The sequence below is a fragment of the Bacillus sp. FSL R5-0603 genome (genome assembly GCF_038050295.1).
GTDB classification, from domain to species: Bacteria; Bacillota; Bacilli; order Bacillales; family Bacillaceae; genus Bacillus; species Bacillus subtilis.
The window spans coordinates 282,878-303,329 of the sequence record NZ_JBBOYP010000001.1 but is presented as its reverse complement, the minus strand read 5'-3'; the positions used below and the strand labels follow the sequence as shown (position 1 = coordinate 303,329).

Genomic DNA, 20,452 nt, shown 5'->3' with positions numbered 1-20,452 from the left:
ATTAGAAAATTTCCATTAATTTATCCAGCTCATCCAGCGTCAAATCGTCGTCACCAAGATCACTCGGGGTCAGTTCCGTACCGTCTTGAGATAGGCAATGTTCAATGATTCTGAGAAGATGCGCTTTAAAGCTGTCACTGAATGTTTGTACTGTTTTTTCATGAAATTCAAGAGAATGATAGGCCAGTGACATCGTCAGTTTTCCGTTTTCGATATATCCGACAACATCCAGCGCATTCGGTTTTTCTGTTTCAGGGCTTAATGACTGTCCTGATGGCAGCTCTGATCTCGTAAACAAACCTGCATCCGACATTTCGTCAAACTGACCTAAATAATTGAAGCTGACATCCGGCTGAATCGAGAACGCCACATCTTCTTTATGTTCCGGTGCCGTCAGATAGCGCAGAATGCCGTATCCGACTCCCTTATTCGGCACATGTCTGATATCTTCTTTCATTTGCTTCAGCTGGTAGCCCAGATCATCCGCATGCTTCATATCGAGCACCATTGGGTACATACTTGTAAACCAGCCGACTGTGCGGGAAATGGTCAGGTCTTCTATGATTTCTTCACGTCCGTGCCCCTCTAAATGAACATTTACTCGATCCTGACCCGTCCACTCCTTCATTGCCAATCCGAATGCCGTCAGCAAAATATCATTCATTTCTGTGTGATATGCCTCATGCACCTTTGTGGTGAGCTGTTCTGTCTCTTCAGCAGTCAGCGAGAATTCAATTGTCTTTGTATGTTTCATTCGCTGATCACCAGATTCGCGGTCTTTCGGAAGCTTTGCCGCGACAGCTTGTTCTTCAAGCTGTCTCCAATACTCTTTTTCTTTCAAAAAGGCTTTGGAGTTCGCGAAGTCTTGCAATCTCTCTGCATACTCTGCAAATGAATGTGTTTTCTGCGGGAGAACCGGTTCATTGCCTTGCTCGAGCTGTGTATATACTGCGGCGAAATCCTCCAGTAAAATCCGCCACGACACGCCGTCAACCACTAAGTGGTGAATGGCAAGAAGCAAGTGGTCTCCGTCTTCCGCTTGGAACAAGCCTGCTTTTAACAAGCCGCCTTCCTGCAAGTCGATGCTGCTTTGCAAACGCTCCGCTTCTCTCTCTATACGGTCTTCGTAATCTGCAGCTTGGCCCTCAATCTGGATGACCTCCAATTGAGCGGAAGCAGCTTCAAGACCTCTGTTGTATTGAATGACGTCTTCCTGTCCCTCACGAAAGACCATACGGAGCGCGTCATGATGCTCGATCAGCGCCTGCAATGTTTTCTCCACCCGTTCAGGATCAAAACCCTTCTTGGCGTGAAGCATCACCGATTGGTTCCAGTGGTGCTTGTCCGTGAAGTTCTTTTCATAGAACCAGCGCTGGATCGGCGTCAGGATGACTTCGCCCTCCACCGGGCCTTGGTCTGCCTGTTTGCCTTCGGCACGCTCTACGTACTGGGTGAGCTCTTCGATCGTCGGGTGCTGGAAGAGATCTTTCATTTCCAGCTTCCAGCCGTGCTGGTTCAAGCGGCTCGCCATTTGAATTCCTTTGATGGAATCTCCGCCAAGCGAGAAGAAATTGTCGGTGACACCGACTTCAGACATTCCAAGCACGTCCTGCCAGATGCCGGCAAGCAGCTCTTCCATGTCGGTCGTCGGCGCTTTGTATTCTCCGCTTCCCGCTTCGATGTCCGGCTCAGGCAAGGCTTTGCGGTCCACCTTGCCGTTTGCCGTAACCGGAAGCTCGCTCAGCGTCACCCAGAACGCCGGGATCATGTAGTCTGGCAGGGTTTCCTTCAGTGCTGATTTCAGCGCTTCTATATCAGCTGTTTCCGGGGTGACATACGCCGCGATCGCTGTATTGCCGCCTTTATCTTTGACAGCTGTTACCGCCGCATCCTGCACCTCAGAAAGCTGGGCGAGCTGGACTTCGATTTCTGAGAGCTCGATCCGGTAGCCGCGGACCTTGACCTGCTGGTCGATCCGGCCGATGTATTCGATGCCGCCGTACGTCCATTTCACCAAATCGCCGGTACGGTACATGCGCTCACCCGGCACAAACGGATCAGCGACAAACCGCTTCGCGGTTTCGTCTTCTCGATTCAGATAGCCGCGTGCCAGCCCGTGCCCCGCCACGCAAAGCTCTCCGGCTACGCCTTCCGGCTGCACCTGATTGCCCTCGCCGAGAATGTATACTCTCGTATTGGCAATCGCCCTTCCGATGGAAAGCGAGCCTTCCTCCGGATGGATTTCTGCGCTTGTGGCAACGACCGTATTCTCTGTCGGCCCGTAGTTGTTGACGAGTGTGTACGGCTTTTTCACTGCCCGCTTCAGCTTGTCTCCCCCAGTGAGCAATACGCGAAGTGATGTGTTCTCAAGCTCCATGAACTGTTCCGCAAGCTGTGTCGGCAGGAACGTGATCGTTACGCCGTTCGTTTCAAAATAATCGTTCAGGCGGACGATATCGAGGCGGATCGCTTCATCAATGACGTGAAGTTCGGCACCGATCGTCCAGGTCGGGAACATCTCCCAAATGGAAGCGTCGAACCCAAAGCCCGCGTACTTCGCACTGCGGTCCTCCGCTGTCACGCTGAACGCGTCGTGGTGCCAGAAGCACAGGTTCACAAGCGCATGGTGCTCGACCATGACACCCTTCGGCTGTCCGGTCGTTCCAGACGTGTAAATCATGTACGCCAAGTTCTCCGCAGTTACAGCCGTCTCTGGATTTCCCTCGTCGTTTTCATCAAGCGGCAGGCTTAGAATCGTGCGGCTTCCGTCGAGAAGAATGACATCTCCCGTATAGCTGTCCGGCACTGAAATGCCTTCCTGCTTCAAGAGAAGCTTCGCGCCGCTGTCCTGTAAAATATACTCAATCCGCTGATCCGGGTAGTCAGGATCAATCGGCACAAACGCCGCTCCGGCTTTCAAGACGCCGAGCACCGCGGCGGACATTTCAAGCGACGGCTTCGTGAGAATGCCGACGCGGTCATCCGGGCTGATGCCGCAGTCCATCAGAATCCGCGCGAGACGGTTTGCCTTCGCATTCAGCTCGCCGTACGTCCAGGACTGGCCGTTATAGGTGACGGCAGGGCGGTCTTTATGGCGCTGGACAGTCTCTTCGAATAGCTGATGAACCGTTTTGTCTGTCGGCACAGGCAGCGCTTTGCCCTTCCATGCCTCAAGAAGCGCTTGCTTTTCTGTCTCGGTGACCAGTGACAGGCTGGAAAGCGGCTGGTTCGGGTTCCCAGTAACAGCATCTAAAAGCTCCATCCAATATTGCTTCCATCGTTCAATCGTTTCCTTCTTAAACAGAGCTGTATTGTATTCGAGTACGAATGTAAGCCCTCCGTCGGTTTCGTCAGCCGTCAGCGTGAGGTCAAACTTGGCTGTTTTCCGTTCAAACGGATGCGGCTCAAGCTGAATCCCTTTCATTGTTAAATCCTTTATATTCGCATTTTGCATTGAAAAAACTGCATCGAATAACGGGTTTCTGCTTGTGTCACGCTGAACTTGAACATTTCCGATCAAATCCTCAAGCGGGTAATCCTGCGCATCAAAAGCGCTGAGTGCCGTTTCTTTCACTTCGTTAAGATAGTCAGCAAAGGTCTTTTCACCCTTCGGATACGTGCGAAGCGCCAATGTATTGACGAACATTCCGATGACGCGGCTGACGTCCGCTTGAGATCGTCCGGCCACAGGTGAACCGACGATGATATCGTCTTGCCCGCTAAGTTTTGATAAAAATGCACTGTATGAAGCCAAAAGCACCATGTAAAGCGTGGAATCCGTTTCTTTTGCAAGCCTGCGCAGAGCATCAGCTTTGCCTGCTTCTAATGAAAATGCAATGCGGTCTCCCTCAAATGTTTGAACGGCAGGCCGACTGTAATCAGTCGGAAGCGTCAGCACCGGCAGCTCTCCGTCCAGCTCCTTCAGCCAATGCTCTTCTTGCTTCTTGTAAAGCTCAGACTGAATGAACTGCTGCTGCCACACGGCATAATCCTTATATTGAATACGGAGCGGCTCAAGGGTTTCTCCGTCGTACAGCTTTGAAAGCTCCTCAATCAGCACACCGACAGACGCACCGTCAGAAATAATATGATGCATATCGAACAGCAGCACATGCTCAGTGTCTGAATGCTTGATAAGCCCTATTCTGAACAGTGGAAGTTGGTCGATTTTGAAAGGCTTAATAAACTCAGAAACGATCCGCTCTGTCTCTTCTTCCGGGGCTTCGAAATAGGCTATCTCACACTCAGCCTCTTCCCAGATGCGCTGCACCGTTTCTCCATCTTTTATTTCAAACGTGGTTCTCAAGGCTTCATGACGCTGCATTAACTGCTGCATGACGCTGTTAAGCCTTTCAACATCAAGCTCACCTGTCAGGCGCAGAACCGCCGGCATGTTATAGCTCGTTTGCGCATCCTCAAGCTGCTGAAGCACGTACATCCGTTTTTGCGGTGAAGAAACAGGATACGTATCTTGTTTCTCTGCCGGGCTGATACTTGCGGCTGTCCCTTTTTCAGCAGAGGCAATCACCTGTGCCAAGCCCTCAACCGTCGGTGACTGGAAGAGATCCTTGAGTGACAGCTCAACGCCCAGTTCCTGATGAACCAAGGCAAGCATCTTCATGCCTGCTAATGAATGTCCGCCAATGTCAAAGAAGTGGTCATAAACGCCGACTTGTTCAGCCTGAAGCACCTGTGCCCAAATGTCTGCGACTTTTTGTTCCGTTTCATTGCGTGGCGCAACATATGAAACACCTCTTGAAACGTTGGCATCAGGAATCGGCAGCGCTCTCCGATCAATTTTTCCGTTCCCTGTCAGCGGCAGCTCGTCCATTTGGATAAACACCGCAGGAACCATATATGCCGGCAAGTCCTTCGCAGCATGCTCTCTCATCTCTTGTGATGAGATGTCTCCTTCTCCGACATAGTAAGCACACAACAGTTTATCTCCCGCTCCTTGATCAACGGCAAGTACAACACTTTCCTGAACACGATCATGGGTTTGCAGCTGATGTTCGATTTCTCCAAGCTCGATGCGCTGTCCGCGAATCTTCACCTGATGGTCGATTCGCCCGATAAATTCGATGTCGCCATTCGGCAGCCATCTCGCAAGGTCTCCCGTTTTATACATGCGTTCGCCGGATGTAAACGGATGGAGAACAAATTTCTCCTCAGTCAGTTCTGGACGGTTGTAATAGCCTTTCACGAGCCCTTCGCCGCTGACGCAAAGCTCTCCGGCAATCCCGGCAGGCTGCACGTGTCCCATACGGTCAAGAATGTATACTTCCGTATTGCTAACCGGTTTTCCAATCGGAACAGACAGCGTGTGCTCCTCCAATTCATCAACCGGATGATACGTCGCGAAAACCGTGCTTTCAGACGGCCCATACATGTGAAGGAGCTTGCCCTTTCCAACCGTTTGCAAAGCTTTTCTGACATGCTCAACCGAAGCCCGTTCCCCGCCAAACATAATCTTGCGAAGCGTTGACAAGCACGCCGGATTCAAGTCCACAAGCAAGTGGAACAAAGCGGTTGTAATCATGAGAATGCTAATGTTCTCCCGTTCAATGACGCGGGACAGGCGAGCCATGTCCAAAACGGTTTCCTTCGGTATCAGCACCAGCTTGGCTCCGTTTAACAAAGAGCCGAACATATCGAACATAAACGCGTCAAACACGTAATTGGAAAGACCGAGAATCGTATCCTGTTCTGTAATGCTGAGATAATTCGTTTCCTTCACCGTGCGGAGGATATTGGCATGTGTCACGATATTCCCCTTAGGTGTTCCAGTCGTTCCGGAAGTATACGTCAGGTTGGCCATTGCTGCAGAATCAAGAGGCAGTGCGAGATTGCGCGCATCGGCATGATAGCTTTCTTCCTCATCGGCTAGCACGATAACGCCCTTAAATTCCGCTTCTTCCGCCAAAGCCTTTAATTTCCTCTGAGTGAGGAGCACCTTTGCTCCGCTGTCACGGAAGAAATGCTGCATCCGCTGAATCGGATGTTCCGGATCAATCGGAACATAAGCCGAACCTGATTTTAATACTGCCAAGATCGACACAATCATATCCATTGACCGCTCGCATAAGACAGCCGCAGTTCTGCCTTCGCCAGCTCCAAGAGAAAGAATGCCGCGGGCTAAACGATTGGCCCGTTCATTCAGTTCACGATAAGTGAGTGATTCGCCTTCATATTGAAGCGCAGTGAGGTCTGGCGTATTCGCCGCTTGCTCCTCAAACAGCTGAACAATTGTTTTATCCATAGGATAAGGTGTTCTGCCCGGGTTAAACTGCTGAATTTGCGAAGCAGCCTCCTCTTCAGAAAGAAGCTTATACTCAGAAATCGGCTTCTCTGGATCAGCCGCAGCATCTTCAAGCAAACGCGCAAAATGCGTAAGCAGCCTGTCTGCCGTGCTTTGTTTAAACAGCTTCGTGCTGTAATCCAAATCAAGCTCAATGCCTTCATCGATTTCTCTCGCCTGCACCGTCAAATCAAATTTGGCAATCTTGAAATTGGTCTCATGAACAGACAAGGACAGATCGCCGACAGCCGGGATACCCTCTGTCGCGTTTTGAAGGCTGAACATCGTGTCAAACAGCGGATGCCTGCTAACATCACGCGGGATATTCAAATCTTCAACAAGCCACTCAAACGGATAGTCCTGATGAGAAAAGGCATCCAGCACCCGTTTGCGCACACGCGAGATCAATTGGGTAAACGTCTCATCCTGCTTCACCTCACTGCGAATCGCAAGCGTATTGACGAACATCCCGATAATGCCCTCTGTATCGGAGTGATTTCTGCCCGCTGACGGTGTCCCGACAATGATGTCATCCTGCCCCGTATACTTTGACAAAAGCGTATAGTAAGCGGACAGCATCACCATATACAAAGTGGCGCCGTTTTGTTCAGCCAAACGATTGAGGCGATCCTTTACCCCCGCATCCAGCTTGATTGACACCCGATCCCCTTCAAAGCTTTGAACAGGCGGTCTTGGGTAATCGGACAGAAGCTGAAGCACCGGAAGCTCGCCTGCAAAGACTTCCTTCCAATAAGCCTGGTCCTTCTTGTATCCTTCAGCAGCCTGTCTGCTTTGCCATACAGCGTAGTCCTTATACTGAAGACGAAGCTCAGGAAGCTGTTCGCCTTTATAAATGCGTGCTAACTCCTCCAGCATAATGCCAATGGATACACCGTCAGAAATCAAATGGTGCATGTCAAACAGCAGCATATGACGGTTCTCTTCAAGCTCCAGCAAACCGATTCTGAACAGCGGCGCTTTCGCCAAATCAAATGTCCGAACGAATGAAGCCATAATTGTCTCATCTGAGCGGCCGCCTCTTTCAATCATTTCGATGTTGAAATCAACGCTATCGTGAATTTTCTGTCTCGGCGTGCTGTTTTCAAGAACAAATGATGCTCTCAATGACTCGTGGCGTCGGATTAACCCCCGAAATGCGCGCTCCAGCTTTTGAATATCTAAAGGCCCTTCCAGAATTGCTGCTGCCGGCATGTTGTAGCCGACTCCCGCATCCTCGAACTGGCTGACGATATATGTTCGCTGCTGTGCCAGAGAAAGCGGATAATGTTCCTGTTTTTCAGCAGGTTCAATCACCGAAAATGCCCGGCTTTCTCTGTGATCAGCCTCCTCTGCAAGAGCCGCAATCGTCGGATGCTCAAACAAATATTGAAGCGGAATCTCGACGCCTGTTTGCTTATGAATCTTTGTTAAAAGGGTCATGGCTTTCAATGAATGCCCGCCAGTTTCAAAGAAATTGTCAAAGATCCCCGCCTTCTCAACGTTCAGCACGTCCTGCCAAATGGCTGCGATTGCTTTTTCAGTCTCATTTCGCGGCGCTGTATAGGCAGTGCCGCTGACAGCCTTCACCTCTAGTGCAAACAGCTTGCGGCGGTCGACTTTGCCGCTTGGCGTCAGCGGAATTTCTGTCACTTCTGTAAAGTAAGCCGGCACCATATAGTCAGGAAGCTGTCTGGCCGCATGCTCCCTCAAGCCGGCTGGCGCAAATTCGCTTCCAGACTTCTGCACAACATATGCGCAAACCTCAAGATTTCCCTGTTCGTCAGGGCGTGCCAAAACAACGGCTTTTGCAACGTCTGGCGCCTGCTGAATCACGGCTTCAATTTCCCCAAGCTCAATCCGGTATCCGCGGACTTTGACCTGGTCATCCTCTCTGCCTAAATATTCGATTGTTCCATCTGGAAGCCAGCGCACCACGTCCCCAGTCCGGTACATGCGATCGCCCGGCACGAATGGATCTTGTAAAAACTTCTCTTCCGTTAATTCAGGCAAATGTAAATAGCCTCGGCCCACACCGTCTCCCGCGATATAAAGCTCGCCCGCCACACCTTCAGGCTGCAGCCGGCCTTTTTGATCCAAAATATATAAGCGATTATTCCCCAGCGCTTTCCCGATCGGCACATACGCTGATTGAACTGCATTCTCAGGGATAACCGGATGAACAGACGCGTCAACGCACGTTTCAGTCGGCCCGTACACATTGGTCAAACGAGGCGCTGTGCCGGCTTCTTTAAACAGCTTCAGCAGCTTGTCCGCAATAACAGATGACAGGCCTTCTCCTCCGATCAGCATGTGTTTCAGTTTTAGGCCTTCAAAATCGCCCGCTGCTACCAGCATTTGCAAATGAGCCGGTGTTCCATCCGTCGCCTCAATGCTGTTTCTCCGATAATATGCAGCAAGGGCGGTCCCGTTCGTCACTGTTTTTTTCGGTACGATATAAAGGGTCTGTCCCAAAAGAAGCGACGCGAAGATCTGCTTCACTGACGCATCGAAGTGGAACGGCGCAAGCAATGCCATCCGCAGGGTTTGGCTGCCGCTTTGATAAATCGTCTGCTGCAGAGATTCAACCAAATGATGAACCTGACGATGCTCGATCATAACGCCTTTCGGGCGTCCGGTTGTTCCCGATGTGTAAATAATGTAGGCAAGATTCCGTGCGTTCACATCTGCATTCAGGCTTTCTTCTGCACCTTCTGCAATTGCCTGATCTAAGTCAATCAGCTCAGCATCGGCTTCAGGCGCCGCAACCTTCGATTCAGTCAGGATGAAGTCCGCCCCGCAGTCCTCCAAAATATATTGAATGCGCTCAGCAGGAAAGCCCGGATCAATCGGCACATAGGCTCCGCCGGCTTTTAAAATCCCCATGATAGCTGTAATCATCCGTTCAGAGCGTTCAATCAAAACCGCGACAGGACTGTCCGGGCCAACCCCTTTCTGTTTCAGCACATTGGCGATGCGTGCGGATTGTTCATGTAACGTTCGATAGGACAATGTACGATCTTCAAATACAACCGCTGGATGATCTGAAAGCTGCTCAGCCTTTTCTTGGAACAGTTCCGGGATCGTCATGTCCTTACGGTAGCTCACAGATTTACCGCCGGCCCTCGCAAGCAGCTTCTCTTTCTCCGCATCAGAAATCATCGTTAATTCATCAATTGTATGTTCTGGATGCGTTAACGCGTTCTCCAGCATTGTAATCATGCGCTCACAAATCATGTTGATTTCTTCACTTGAAAATAAATCAGTGCGGTAATCAAAATCTATGGTGAGTTTCCCAGTATCCCATCGATCCTTCACATGGATCGAGACATCATTTAAACCGCTGCCGCTGAAAATCGGCTCAGTCAAAAAGGCAAGGTCCTCTTCTTTTTGCCACTGCATCACCTGATATTCAAGAGAAACCGTAAACAGCTTCGTCAGAGAGCTCTTTGTTTCACGCAAATCGTTGACCAGGAGATTATACGGGTACTTTTGGTGGCGGAGTGTCTTCATGAGATCCTTCATCCGGTCTTTGACAAATTCTAAAAACGCCTGCCCGCCGTCAATGTTTGTCCGAAGCGGCACCGTAGAAACAAACATGCCAAGCATCTGCTTCTCTTTCGCATTTGTCCGGTTGCCCATAAAGGTTCCCGTCACAACATCATTCTGGCCGCTGACCCTGTACAAATAGGCGGCGAGCAACGATTGAAATACCGAAAGAACACTGACTTTATTCGCCTCACAAAACGACAGAATCTGCTGATGAAGCGCTTCAGGCACATCTTTAGAGAACCTCTCAGCATCTAAACTTCCTCCTGCGGAAGCATTCCTTTTCAAGGAAACAAGTTCAGGCACCGATTCAAATTGTTTGTTCCAAAACGCCTTGTCCTTTTCAAACCGCTTCGATTGAGCATAGTCCTGTTCAGATAAAACATGATCGATAAATGAATGCGAGATTCCTTCTTTTGTCTCTGAGCCGCTGGCTAATTCTAAATAAATGTGCATGATCGCATTCCCGAGAATATTCATGGAGATGCCATCAGAAATCACGTGATGAACATTTGCGTAAAACCACACTTCATTTTCCTTTATGGTGAACAAGGAAAAACGGAACAAATCACAATCGTACAACGGCAACGGTTTCTTCGTTTCCTCCCGGCTCCATTGTGAAATAAACTCTATCGCATTCGGATCTTCAGTAGTGTCAGTATGTTTTATATCAACAGGCCGATACTCGCTAATATATTGAACAGGCTCCCCATTTTCATCTAGCCGCAACCGAAGGCGCATGGCGTCATTTCTGCGAATAAACTCTTGAATCGCCTGCTCAACAAGTACATAATCAATCGCATCAGCTGAAACCAGCTTACCAATCCCCGCAAGATTTGAAATGCTCGTGTGAGGATAAAATTTTTCTGTGTACCAAATTCGTTTTTGTGCATCTGTTAAAGGGTAAAAAGTTATTTCCATATTGTCATACCTCCCCTAATCTTTATAAGCAGTGAACATGTGCAACGCATTTTCTCTTTCTTATCCATATCAGCTTTTAATTCTTATGAACTAACAGCCGAAATAGCCCAAAGTACTACACTTAAAAAGCAGTGCTTCCAAACAAAAAAACAGATTGCCGCTATTAAAACGGGCAGCCGTCAGTCAGCATTGCGGCGTTTAACATAAGCGGATAAAGACCGCAACATCCCCCATCCTAATAGGAAACAATTTTGGCTATTTATTCATTGTTTTCAATATTTTTTATCTTACTACCGTTCACTTTAAATGAAAAAAATGTTTTTATCACCGAAAAATGGGTGAAAAGTTTCATGCGGGATGCCGAAAGATTCCAGTTTATTTACAGGGATATTTTTGCGGGATGCCGCAATTATTTCCACTAAACATTATTTACAGAAAAATAAAAATTTTTAAACCGAACTGCTGCGTTCAATCTTTTTTTATTGCTGAATGCAATTTACAATCTTTACATGACTATGTGTACCGCGCAAAAACCGAAAAAAAGGCAAAAAAAAGACACCCTTGCGAAGAGCGTCTTACAACGATTCTTTCATGACATTTTTGTCGATATCAATCAATTCCATATAGCCTTTCCCCCACTCATACATGGCTTCAAGAATAGGCATGAGGCTTTCTCCATGCGGGGTCAGAGAATATTCAACCTTCGGCGGGACGACCGGATACACTTCCCTGTGAACAATCATATCCTGCTCAAGCTCTCTCAGCTGATTCACGAGGATCTTCTGCGTAATATCAGGAATCAATGTTTTTAATTCATTGAACCGTTTTGTGCCTTCTTTTCCTAAATGCCACAAAATGAGCATTTTCCATTTACCGCCAATCACTGCAAGCGTTAATTCCTTCTCACAATTAAACCTTTTGTCGTCCATCCGGCTCAATAGAATCCCCCCTTAGTAACCTTTTTGTATGTTAGATACGTATCATCACTTACTTACTTTTTTGCAGACTCTTTTTTCATTATACTCACTCATAAAATCAAGCGAAAGAAATCTGATTGTCTCTCCTCACAGTATCCTCCAAGTAACTTGTTGACTTTAAAGTGCCTACTTCTCAACAAAAGAAGGAACCTATAGAATGAACAATAATTCGAAAAAGGGAGTGGATCAACAATGGAATTACAGCTTGCATTAGACCTCGTCAACATCCCAGAAGCCATTGAGCTCGTCAAAGAGGTAGAACAATACATCGACGTAGTTGAAATCGGAACACCGGTCGTCATCAATGAAGGCCTAAGAGCCGTTAAAGAAATAAAAGAAGCATTTCCTCAATTGAAGGTTCTTGCAGACCTGAAAATCATGGATGCCGGAGGCTACGAAATTATGAAAGCGTCGGAAGCAGGCGCTGACATCATCACCGTTTTAGGGGCTACAGACGATGCAACGATTAAAGGCGCAGTAGAAGAAGCCAAAAAACAAAAGAAGAAAATCTTAGTGGACATGATTAACGTGAAAGATATCGAATCCCGTGCGAAAGAAATTGACGCACTCGGTGTTGACTACATCTGCGTCCACACTGGCTATGATCTTCAAGCAGAGGGCAAAAACTCTTTCGAAGAATTAACGACAATCAAAAATACCGTAAAAAACGCAAAAACCGCAATCGCGGGCGGCATCAAACTTGATACACTGCCAGAAGTGATCAAGCAAAACCCTGACCTTGTCATTGTTGGGGGCGGAATTACAAGCGCAGCTGATAAGGCGGAAACAGCTTCAAAAATGAAGCAGCTGATTGTCCAAGGATAACTCCGATGAAAACGACTGAATACGTAGCGGAAATTCTCAATGAGTTACAACGTTCAGCAGCTTATATTTCTAATGAAGAGGCTGACCAGCTTGCCGATCACATTCTTTCATCCCACCAAATTTTCACCGCGGGTGCGGGGCGGTCTGGCCTGATGGCAAAATCCTTCGCGATGAGATTGATGCACATGGGCTTCAACGCCCATATAGTAGGTGAGATTCTCACTCCGCCGCTCGGCGAAGGAGATCTAGTTATTATCGGCTCAGGATCAGGCGAGACAAAGAGCTTGATTCATACCGCAGCAAAAGCAAAAAGCTTACACGGAATTGTTGCCGCTTTAACCATCAATCCGGAATCAAGTATCGGAAAACAAGCGGACCTCATCATCAGAATGCCTGGTTCTCCTAAAGACCAGTCAAACGGAAACTATAAAACCATTCAGCCAATGGGATCATTATTTGAACAAACTTTGCTGCTATTCTATGATGCAGTGATTTTAAAACTCATGGAGAAAAAAGGACTCGATTCTGAAACCATGTTCACTCACCACGCAAACCTTGAATAGCATCACACAACCGGCCTGAAGATCAGGCCGGTTTTATTTTTTCTAAAATAAAACTTTAAACCTAAAAATCCGATAAGTAATATGACCTGCAAATCGCAAAAGGAGGAATTATGTTGATAAAACGACTTAAGATGAAGCTAGGAACTAAAATTCTTTGCCTCGTTTTCGTGGTGATTCTTTTGTTTTCGGCATCAGTTGGCACTGTGATGCTTAAAGAAATTACAGAAAGCATGAAACAAATGGCAACTGAAAAAGCGAAAGGTGATCTCGCTTTAAGCAGCACTTATATTGATGATGTCATGTCAGGCGACTGGCAGGTGAAAAACAATAAGCTCTATAAAGGGCAAACACAAATCAATGGAAATGAAGATATTGTTGATCTGCTTGGTGAAAAAACAGGTGATACCATTACCATTTTCCAAGGCGATACTCGTGTTGCAACCAATGTCATGAAGAATGGCGAAAGAGCTGTCGGCACCCAGGCTTCTTCTGAAGTTATTGCCACTGTTTTAAAGAAAGGAAAGCGTTTTTACGGACAAGCAGATGTAGCAGGTTCTTCTTATCAGACTGCATACATGCCGTTAAAAGATCAAAATGGGAACATCATCGGCATGCTGTATACCGGAGCTAATCAAAGTATTTTAGCATCACTTACACAATCACTTTTCACTCAATTCGCTATCGTTCTTGTTATCGTCATTATGGTATCAGTCATCCTTGTCTTGGTTTTCACCAGAAAAATCAACAAGCGGCTGAACGCTTTAAAAAGCGCCTTTGAAAGTGCCGGAAACGGAGATATGACAATAGAGGTGTCAGACAAAACCGGTGACGAGCTTTCAGAACTAAGCGTCTATTATAATAAGATGAGAATGAAGCTGAACGATACCATACAAACCATACAACAATCAGCCCTTCAGCTTGCGTCAGCCTCTCAGCAGCTCTCAGCCGGAGCAGAGGAAACAAATCAAGCTTCAGAAAAGATCACAGAAGCTGTACAGCAGATTGCAAATGGAGCCCAAGATCAGATCACCCGAATTGAAAACAGTGAAAGCTCATTAAAACAAGCTTCAGCAGACATCCGGGATATTTCTGCAAATACTGCCGCTATCGCTGACAAAGGGCAGCTCGCTCAATCAAAAGCAGACATTGGACAAAAGGAAATTGCAAATGTACAGGCGCAAATGGATGCGATTCACCAGTCAATTCAGAAAAGCGGAGAAATCATACACCAGTTAGACGGCCGCTCTAAACAAATTGAGCAAATTTTATCGGTCATCACCCAAATTGCCGATCAGACAAACCTGCTTGCGCTGAATGCAGCGATTGAAGCTGCCAGAGCCGGTGAACAAGGAAAAGGCTTTGCTGTTGTTGCTGATGAAGTACGGAAATTAGCAGAAGAGTCTCAACAGTCTGCGGGGCAGATTTCAAAACTGATCATAGAAATACAAAAGGATATGAACCGGTCTGCAAGATCTGTTGAGCATGTGAAAACAGAAGCTGCAGAAGGAGTCACCATGATCCAGCGCACCAGAGATGCATTTAAGGAAATTGCAGCTGCAACAGGTGAAATCAGCGCCGAGATTAGTGATTTATCAGCATCTGTAACAAACATTTCAGCCAGTGCACATCATATAAATGATTCCTTTGCAGCCAATACGGCCGACATTAAAGAATCTACTAAAAATACCCGGCAAGCGGCTGCATTAACAGAGGAGCAATTTGCTGCAATGGAGGAGATTACCGCAGCTTCTGAAACGCTGTCTCAATTAGCTGAGGAGCTTACCGGTATCATAAGCCAATTTAAAATGATTAATCAAGCCGAAAACAGCTGATGCCTTACTATCATTATTGTAAATTGGCAATCGTATTTTGATGAAAACAAATATTTCGACCTGCTAAAATTACGATTTCTGCAATAAACTGATCGTAAAACATAAAATTTAAACCTTTACACCAGATGCTTTCTGGATTACTCTTGGGTCAGTTTTAAAAGCGGGAGGTGAACATCACGACGGACATCATAAAAACGATACTTCTCGTCATCGTCATCATAGCAGCTGCAGCTGTCGGCCTGATAAAAGGAGACTTTTTCTCAGCTGATCAAAAAACGTCTCAAACGAAAGAATATGATGAAACAATCGCCTTCCCTTCTGACCGTTATCCCGAAACGGCCAAGCATATTAAGGATGCGATAAATGAGGGGCACTCAGAGGTGTGCACTATCGACAGAGACGGAGCTGAGGAACGCCGCGAGCAATCATTAAAGGACGTACCTTCCAAAAAGGGGTATGACAGAGATGAATGGCCAATGGCCATGTGCAAAGAAGGCGGTGAGGGAGCTTCTGTAGAATACATTTCTCCCGCTGACAACCGCGGAGCAGGCTCTTGGGTCGGGCATCAGCTTACCGATTACCCAGACGGCACAAAGGTTTTATTCACAATTCAGTAAACAGTACATAGAGGAGGAACAGCACATTGATCAAATCATGGAAGCCGCAAGAACTTTCGATTTCATATCATCAATTTACTGTATTTCAAAAGGATACTACACCTCCTGTAATGGATTGGACTGACGAAGCGATTGAAAAAGGATATGCTGCGGCAGACGGAGCTATTTCCTTTGAGGCACAGCGAAATACAAAGGCCTTTATTCTATTGCGCCTGAACAGTTCAGAAACAGTAAGCTCGTACGAAAAAAAAGTGACTGTTCCTTTTCATGTCACAGAAAACGGAATTCATATTGAAAGCATCATGTCTAAAAGACTGTCCTTTGATCTGCCTAAAGGAGACTATCAATTGACATGCTGGACTGTGCCGGCTGAAATGTCAGATTTGCACGCCGACACTTATATTATTGATGCTGTTTCTGTGTAATGAAAAACCCCTGAGAGAATAACTCTCAGGGACTCTTTATAAACTTTCTCCGTTTGTCTTGATGACATCTTGATACCAATAAAAGCTTTTTTTCTTCAAGCGTTTTAAATCGGATGTGCTTTCTTCATCACGATTGACATATACAAATCCGTATCTTTTTTGGTAGCCGTTCAGCCAGCTTAACAGATCAGTAAACGACCAGCTGCAATAGCCGATTAAATCGACACCGTCACTGATGGCTTGTCTGCATTGCTCAAGATGCGAACGCAAATAATCAATTCGATAATCATCCTGTACAGTGCCGTCCTCAACTTTATCAAATTCACCCAAACCGTTCTCTGTTATAAACACTGGAAGCTGATAGCGGCTTGTAATTCGGCGAAGACCGATACGCAGCCCAATTGGGTCAATTGTCCAATCCCAGTTGCTAGTTGTCAGATGCGGATTTTTTTTCGTTTTGAACACTCCGGGTATCCCCGTCTCCTGATTGGTTCCCTTTTGGCCTGTCGTATTCATTTTCCCTTCAGACACACCATCAAGCGGATTTCGTTCATAGGTGATCGTCTGATAATAATTGACACCTACAAAATCAGGCTTCCCTTTGGCGAGCAGATCCATATCTCCTGCTTCAATTGTCGGCGCCCATCCCTGTTTTTCCAAGTAGCGGAATGGAATTTGCGGGTAGGTTCCCCAGCAATACATGTCAAGCCACCAATTGTTCGTAAATTCTTCGGCGTTTTCAAATGCCAGTATATCCTCTGGATGGCTTGATAAAGGGTAAGCCGGAGAATAAGCAAAGCTAGGACCTATTTTGCCTTCAGGCACATATTCTCTAAATGATTCGATGGCTTTTGCATTAGCCAGAAACGCAATATGGTTTGCTTCGTAAAATCGTTTTCTGTCTTTCACTCCAGGCGGATGCATGGCTGTAATAAATCCGTGATTAAAATTGTAGTTCTGTTCGTTTAACGTGACCCAATATTTCACCCTGTCTCCAAAACGTTTATAAAGAGTAATACAGTAGTGATTAAAATCCTCTATGATGTTTCTGGATTCAAACCCGCCGTATTCGTCCATAAGCGCTTGAGGCAAATCCCAGTGATATAAAGTCAGAACCGGCTCGATGTGATGAGAAAGCAATTCATCAATCAGTCTATCGTAAAACGCTAGACCTGCTTCATTGATCTCTCCTTTTCCTTTTGGAAAAACCCGTGGCCAGCTGACGGAAAATCGATACGCTTTTAACCCCATCTCAGCCATCAGAGCGACATCTTCTTTAAATCGGTGATAATGGTCAACCGCAATGTCGCCATTGGTTCCTTTAAACGTTTTGCCCGGTATTTTCGTAAACACATCCCAAACAGAAGGGCCTTTGCCATCTTCATTCCAAGCGCCTTCAATCTGGTACGCTGCAGAAGCAGAGCCCCACAAAAAATGTTTCGGAAAAGATTCTGGATGCTGGTGGATCATAGTGTTTATCACTCCTGAATTATTTGATAAACCTATCATAGGCTATGAAACGCGTTTCAGATCAACTCGATGTTAGTCGCGGAACAGCTCAGCTAATATTGCCTACCTGTAAATAACGCAAAAGCACCCAATTCCCATTGGATGCTTTCCATCTTAATGTCTTTTTTCAAATTTATGCGGATGAGGATGGTGCTTTGGAACAAAGCCGTTTTGTTTCATCATTTCAAAGTGTTTGTCCAAGTGATTTTTGATGTGTTCTCCTCTTTCTTTAGGCAGGACACCATATTGTACATACTTTGAGATCACGTCTTTGCGCTTTTTAAGAATCTCTGCTTCCAGTTGTTCAACCTCTTTCTTTTGCTGATCTGTCAGTGTAACATTTGCGGGAGGCTGCTGCTGTTTTTCAGCGGCCTCAGCTGTACCGGTCAGAGAAATGACAGCCGCTGCAATGAACATTGTGATGATGTTGATGGTTATTCGTTTCATCCAGTTTATTCCTCCAATCTATTTTTCATATGTTTTGCTGCCTTGTATTTTTTATGCATAAAAATAAAAAGAGCGAACCATTATTCGCTCTTTCTAATCTCTTCGTCAGCATTAAGTTCTTCTTCACCTGGCGTCGCATAAGTGACATATGTTCCCGCGATTAAATCATGCAGGGTCCGTTTGTCTTCTCGTACGGCAATCAGAATCAGGCTGGCGATCAAGCCGAGTCCGAAGGTTATAACGTAAACCAGGCCGGCTACAATAACCCGTAAAAACATTGTTAACAAGCTGACTTGTGATCCGTCTTTTTTTACGATTCTGATTCCGCAGATTCTTTTTCCGATAAGGTAGCCGCGCCAAAACACCGGCAGCAAAATAGAGTACAGCAGAACAACCAAACTGATGAACATGCTGTCATTCGGGTCTTTTCCTGTAATCAGCCAATAGATCAGCAAAAGAGGCACGGAGACTATAATGTAGTCTAACAATGCAGCTCCAAGTCTGATCCAAAATCAGGCTGGTTTGTAAAATATCATTTGACTCCCCATTATGGTTTAAATGTTTCCATTTTCTTTCTCATCGAATATATCATATGCCTTAGGGGCATCAGCAAGACTTAAATTATTCTGAAGATCGGTTTCATGTCTCTTGACCATTTCTTCCGATATTGGCATAGATGAGTGACGGGTCTGCTGCATCCTTCACTTTCACATGCGTTTCCTTGGTACGTCTGGCATTCATCCTTGGACAACTCCTTTTTTCATCACCTCTTCCCTTCATAGACGCTTTTAAACACCCACCCATGCCTTTTGTATACACAATTCGAACTTTTTGAAAACGCGATCAACATATTGCAACCCCTTATGTTCAATGCTATCTTTTTAGTTGATTAACAGATTGGGGGAACTATAGGTGAAATCATTCATGCATTCCAAAGCCGTTATATTCAGTTTCACAATGGCTTTCTTTCTTATATTGGCAGCCTGTTCGGGCAAAAATGAAGCCGATTCCAAGGATACAGGCTGGGAGCAGATTAAGGATAAAGGGAAAATCGTAGTCGCTACATCAGGCACGCTTTATCCCACTTCTTATCATGATACCGACTCTGGCTCCGATAAGCTGACAGGCTACGAGGTTGAAGTCGTTCGTGAAGCGGCAAAACGCCTGGGATTGAAGGTTGAGTTCAAGGAGATGGGCATTGACGGGATGCTGACAGCGGTGAACAGCGGACAGGTTGACGCAGCCGCAAATGACATCGATGTGACGAAGGACCGTGAGGAGAAGTTCGCATTTTCTACTCCATATAAATATTCATACGGCACGGCAATCGTCCGTAAAGACGATTTATCCGGGATTAAAACGCTTAAGGATTTAAAAGGGAAGAAAGCGGCTGGCGCGGCTACAACCGTCTACATGGAGGTCGCGAGAAAATACGGCGCCAAAGAAGTGATTTATGATAATGCGACGAATGAGCAATATTTAAAAGATGTTGCCAACGGACGCACTGACGTCATTTTAAACGACTATTACCTGCAGACACTTGCGCTCGCGGCATTCCCGGATCTCAACATTACAATTCATCCTGACATCAAGTACATGCCGAACAAACAGGCCCTTGTCATGAAAAAAAGCAATGCGGCACTTCAGAAAAAGATGAACGAAGCATTGAAAGAGATGAGCAAGGATGGCTCTTTGACTAAACTGTCGAAACAATTCTTCAATAAAGCAGATGTATCAAAAAAAATTGATGCCGACGTTCAGGACGTTGATTTGTAATCGGACGCCATGATTAGTAGCATTCAATGGGAATATATTTTCAACACGAAGCTGGCTATTGAATCGTTCCCTTATGTCATAAAAGGCATTGGGTATACACTGCTCATCTCTTTTGTAAGCATGTTTGCGGGAACTGTGATCGGCCTGTTCATATCACTCGCCAGAATGTCTAAGCTTGCTTTGTTAAGATGGCCGGCGAAGCTCTATATCTCATTTATGCGGGGCGTTCCAATTTTGGTGATTTTGTTTATCCTTTATTTCGGGTTTCCTTATATCGGCATTGAATTTTCCGCTGTCACGGCTGCTTTAATCGGCTTTAGCCTAAACAGCGCCGCCTACATTGCGGAAATTAACCGTTCAGCCATTTCATCCGTCGAAAAAGGGCAGTGGGAAGCCGCATCCTCGCTGGGTCTTTCCTATTGGCAGACGATGAGGGGCATCATTTTGCCGCAATCGATACGTATTGCGCTGCCTCCGCTTGCCAATGTATTGCTCGACTTAATCAAGGCGTCCTCTCTCGCTGCGATGATTACAGTGCCGGAATTGCTCCAGCATGCGAAAATCATCGGGGGCAGAGAGTTTGATTATATGACCATGTATATTCTGACCGCTCTCATTTATTGGGCCATCTGCTCCATTGCCGCGGTCTTTCAGAATATCCTTGAGAAAAAATACGCTCATTATGTTTAAACAAACGTTTCATTAAAAAAAGCCGC

At 46.3% G+C, this 20,452-nt stretch carries 12 protein-coding genes and 1 pseudogene; 7 read left to right on the top strand and 6 right to left on the bottom strand.

Annotated features, from left to right (window positions below; translation table 11 throughout):
• Position 1 precedes the first annotated feature (1 nt).
• Positions 2-10,765, bottom strand: coding sequence for a surfactin non-ribosomal peptide synthetase SrfAA (gene srfAA / locus NYE56_RS01475; protein ID WP_341283359.1), 10,764 nt, complete (start codon positions 10,763-10,765; stop codon positions 2-4).
• Between the two features lie 575 nt (positions 10,766-11,340).
• Positions 11,341-11,703, bottom strand: coding sequence for a transcriptional activator HxlR (gene hxlR, locus NYE56_RS01470; RefSeq protein WP_003246265.1), 363 nt, complete (start codon positions 11,701-11,703; stop codon positions 11,341-11,343).
• Between the two features lie 231 nt (positions 11,704-11,934).
• On the opposite strand from hxlR, the gene hxlA reads away from it, so the two are divergent.
• The 5 genes from hxlA (at position 11,935) to nin (ending at position 16,004) form a co-directional block, all read left to right on the top strand.
• Positions 11,935-12,567: a 3-hexulose-6-phosphate synthase gene (hxlA, locus tag NYE56_RS01465; protein ID WP_003234604.1), complete on the top strand. Its 633-nt coding sequence runs from the start codon at positions 11,935-11,937 to the stop codon at positions 12,565-12,567.
• 5 nt (positions 12,568-12,572) lie between these two features.
• Positions 12,573-13,130, top strand: a complete 558-nt coding sequence (hxlB, locus tag NYE56_RS01460; protein WP_341283358.1) for a 6-phospho-3-hexuloisomerase — start codon at positions 12,573-12,575, stop codon at positions 13,128-13,130.
• Positions 13,131-13,240: 110 nt separating this feature from the next.
• Positions 13,241-14,962 (top strand): methyl-accepting chemotaxis protein TlpC, encoded by a 1,722-nt coding sequence (gene tlpC / locus NYE56_RS01455; protein WP_341283357.1) that lies wholly within the window; start codon positions 13,241-13,243, stop codon positions 14,960-14,962.
• 167 nt (positions 14,963-15,129) lie between these two features.
• Complete coding sequence (gene nucA, locus NYE56_RS01450) at positions 15,130-15,579, top strand: DNA-entry nuclease (RefSeq protein WP_014475770.1); 450 nt, start codon at positions 15,130-15,132, stop codon at positions 15,577-15,579.
• Between the two features lie 26 nt (positions 15,580-15,605).
• Positions 15,606-16,004: a DNA-entry nuclease inhibitor gene (nin, locus tag NYE56_RS01445; protein WP_341283356.1), complete on the top strand. Its 399-nt coding sequence runs from the start codon at positions 15,606-15,608 to the stop codon at positions 16,002-16,004.
• 36 nt (positions 16,005-16,040) lie between these two features.
• Here the strand turns inward: nin and bglC are convergent, their stop codons facing one another.
• The 4 genes and pseudogenes from bglC to NYE56_RS01425 form a co-directional block, all read right to left on the bottom strand.
• Positions 16,041-17,474 carry a 6-phospho-beta-glucosidase gene (bglC, locus tag NYE56_RS01440; protein ID WP_123373936.1) on the bottom strand — a complete coding sequence of 478 codons (1,434 nt, stop codon included), beginning with the start codon at positions 17,472-17,474 and terminating at the stop codon, positions 16,041-16,043.
• 153 nt (positions 17,475-17,627) lie between these two features.
• Positions 17,628-17,960, bottom strand: coding sequence for a YckD family protein (locus NYE56_RS01435; protein ID WP_047182065.1), 333 nt, complete (start codon positions 17,958-17,960; stop codon positions 17,628-17,630).
• A gap of 80 nt (positions 17,961-18,040) precedes the next feature.
• Positions 18,041-18,466: an RDD family protein gene (locus NYE56_RS01430; protein WP_341284371.1), complete on the bottom strand. Its 426-nt coding sequence runs from the start codon at positions 18,464-18,466 to the stop codon at positions 18,041-18,043.
• A 48-nt stretch (positions 18,467-18,514) separates the two neighbouring features.
• A pseudogene (locus NYE56_RS01425) lies at positions 18,515-18,711 on the bottom strand (hypothetical protein).
• Positions 18,712-18,872: 161 nt separating this feature from the next.
• Here NYE56_RS01425 and NYE56_RS01420 point away from each other — a divergent pair.
• Complete coding sequence (locus NYE56_RS01420) at positions 18,873-19,736, top strand: transporter substrate-binding domain-containing protein (RefSeq protein ID WP_009966510.1); 864 nt, start codon at positions 18,873-18,875, stop codon at positions 19,734-19,736.
• A 9-nt stretch (positions 19,737-19,745) separates the two neighbouring features.
• The gene (locus tag NYE56_RS01415) at positions 19,746-20,426 is read left to right on the top strand and encodes an amino acid ABC transporter permease (protein WP_015382730.1); all 681 of its coding nucleotides are present in this window, start codon (positions 19,746-19,748) and stop codon (positions 20,424-20,426) included.
• Positions 20,427-20,452: the final 26 nt, after the last annotated feature.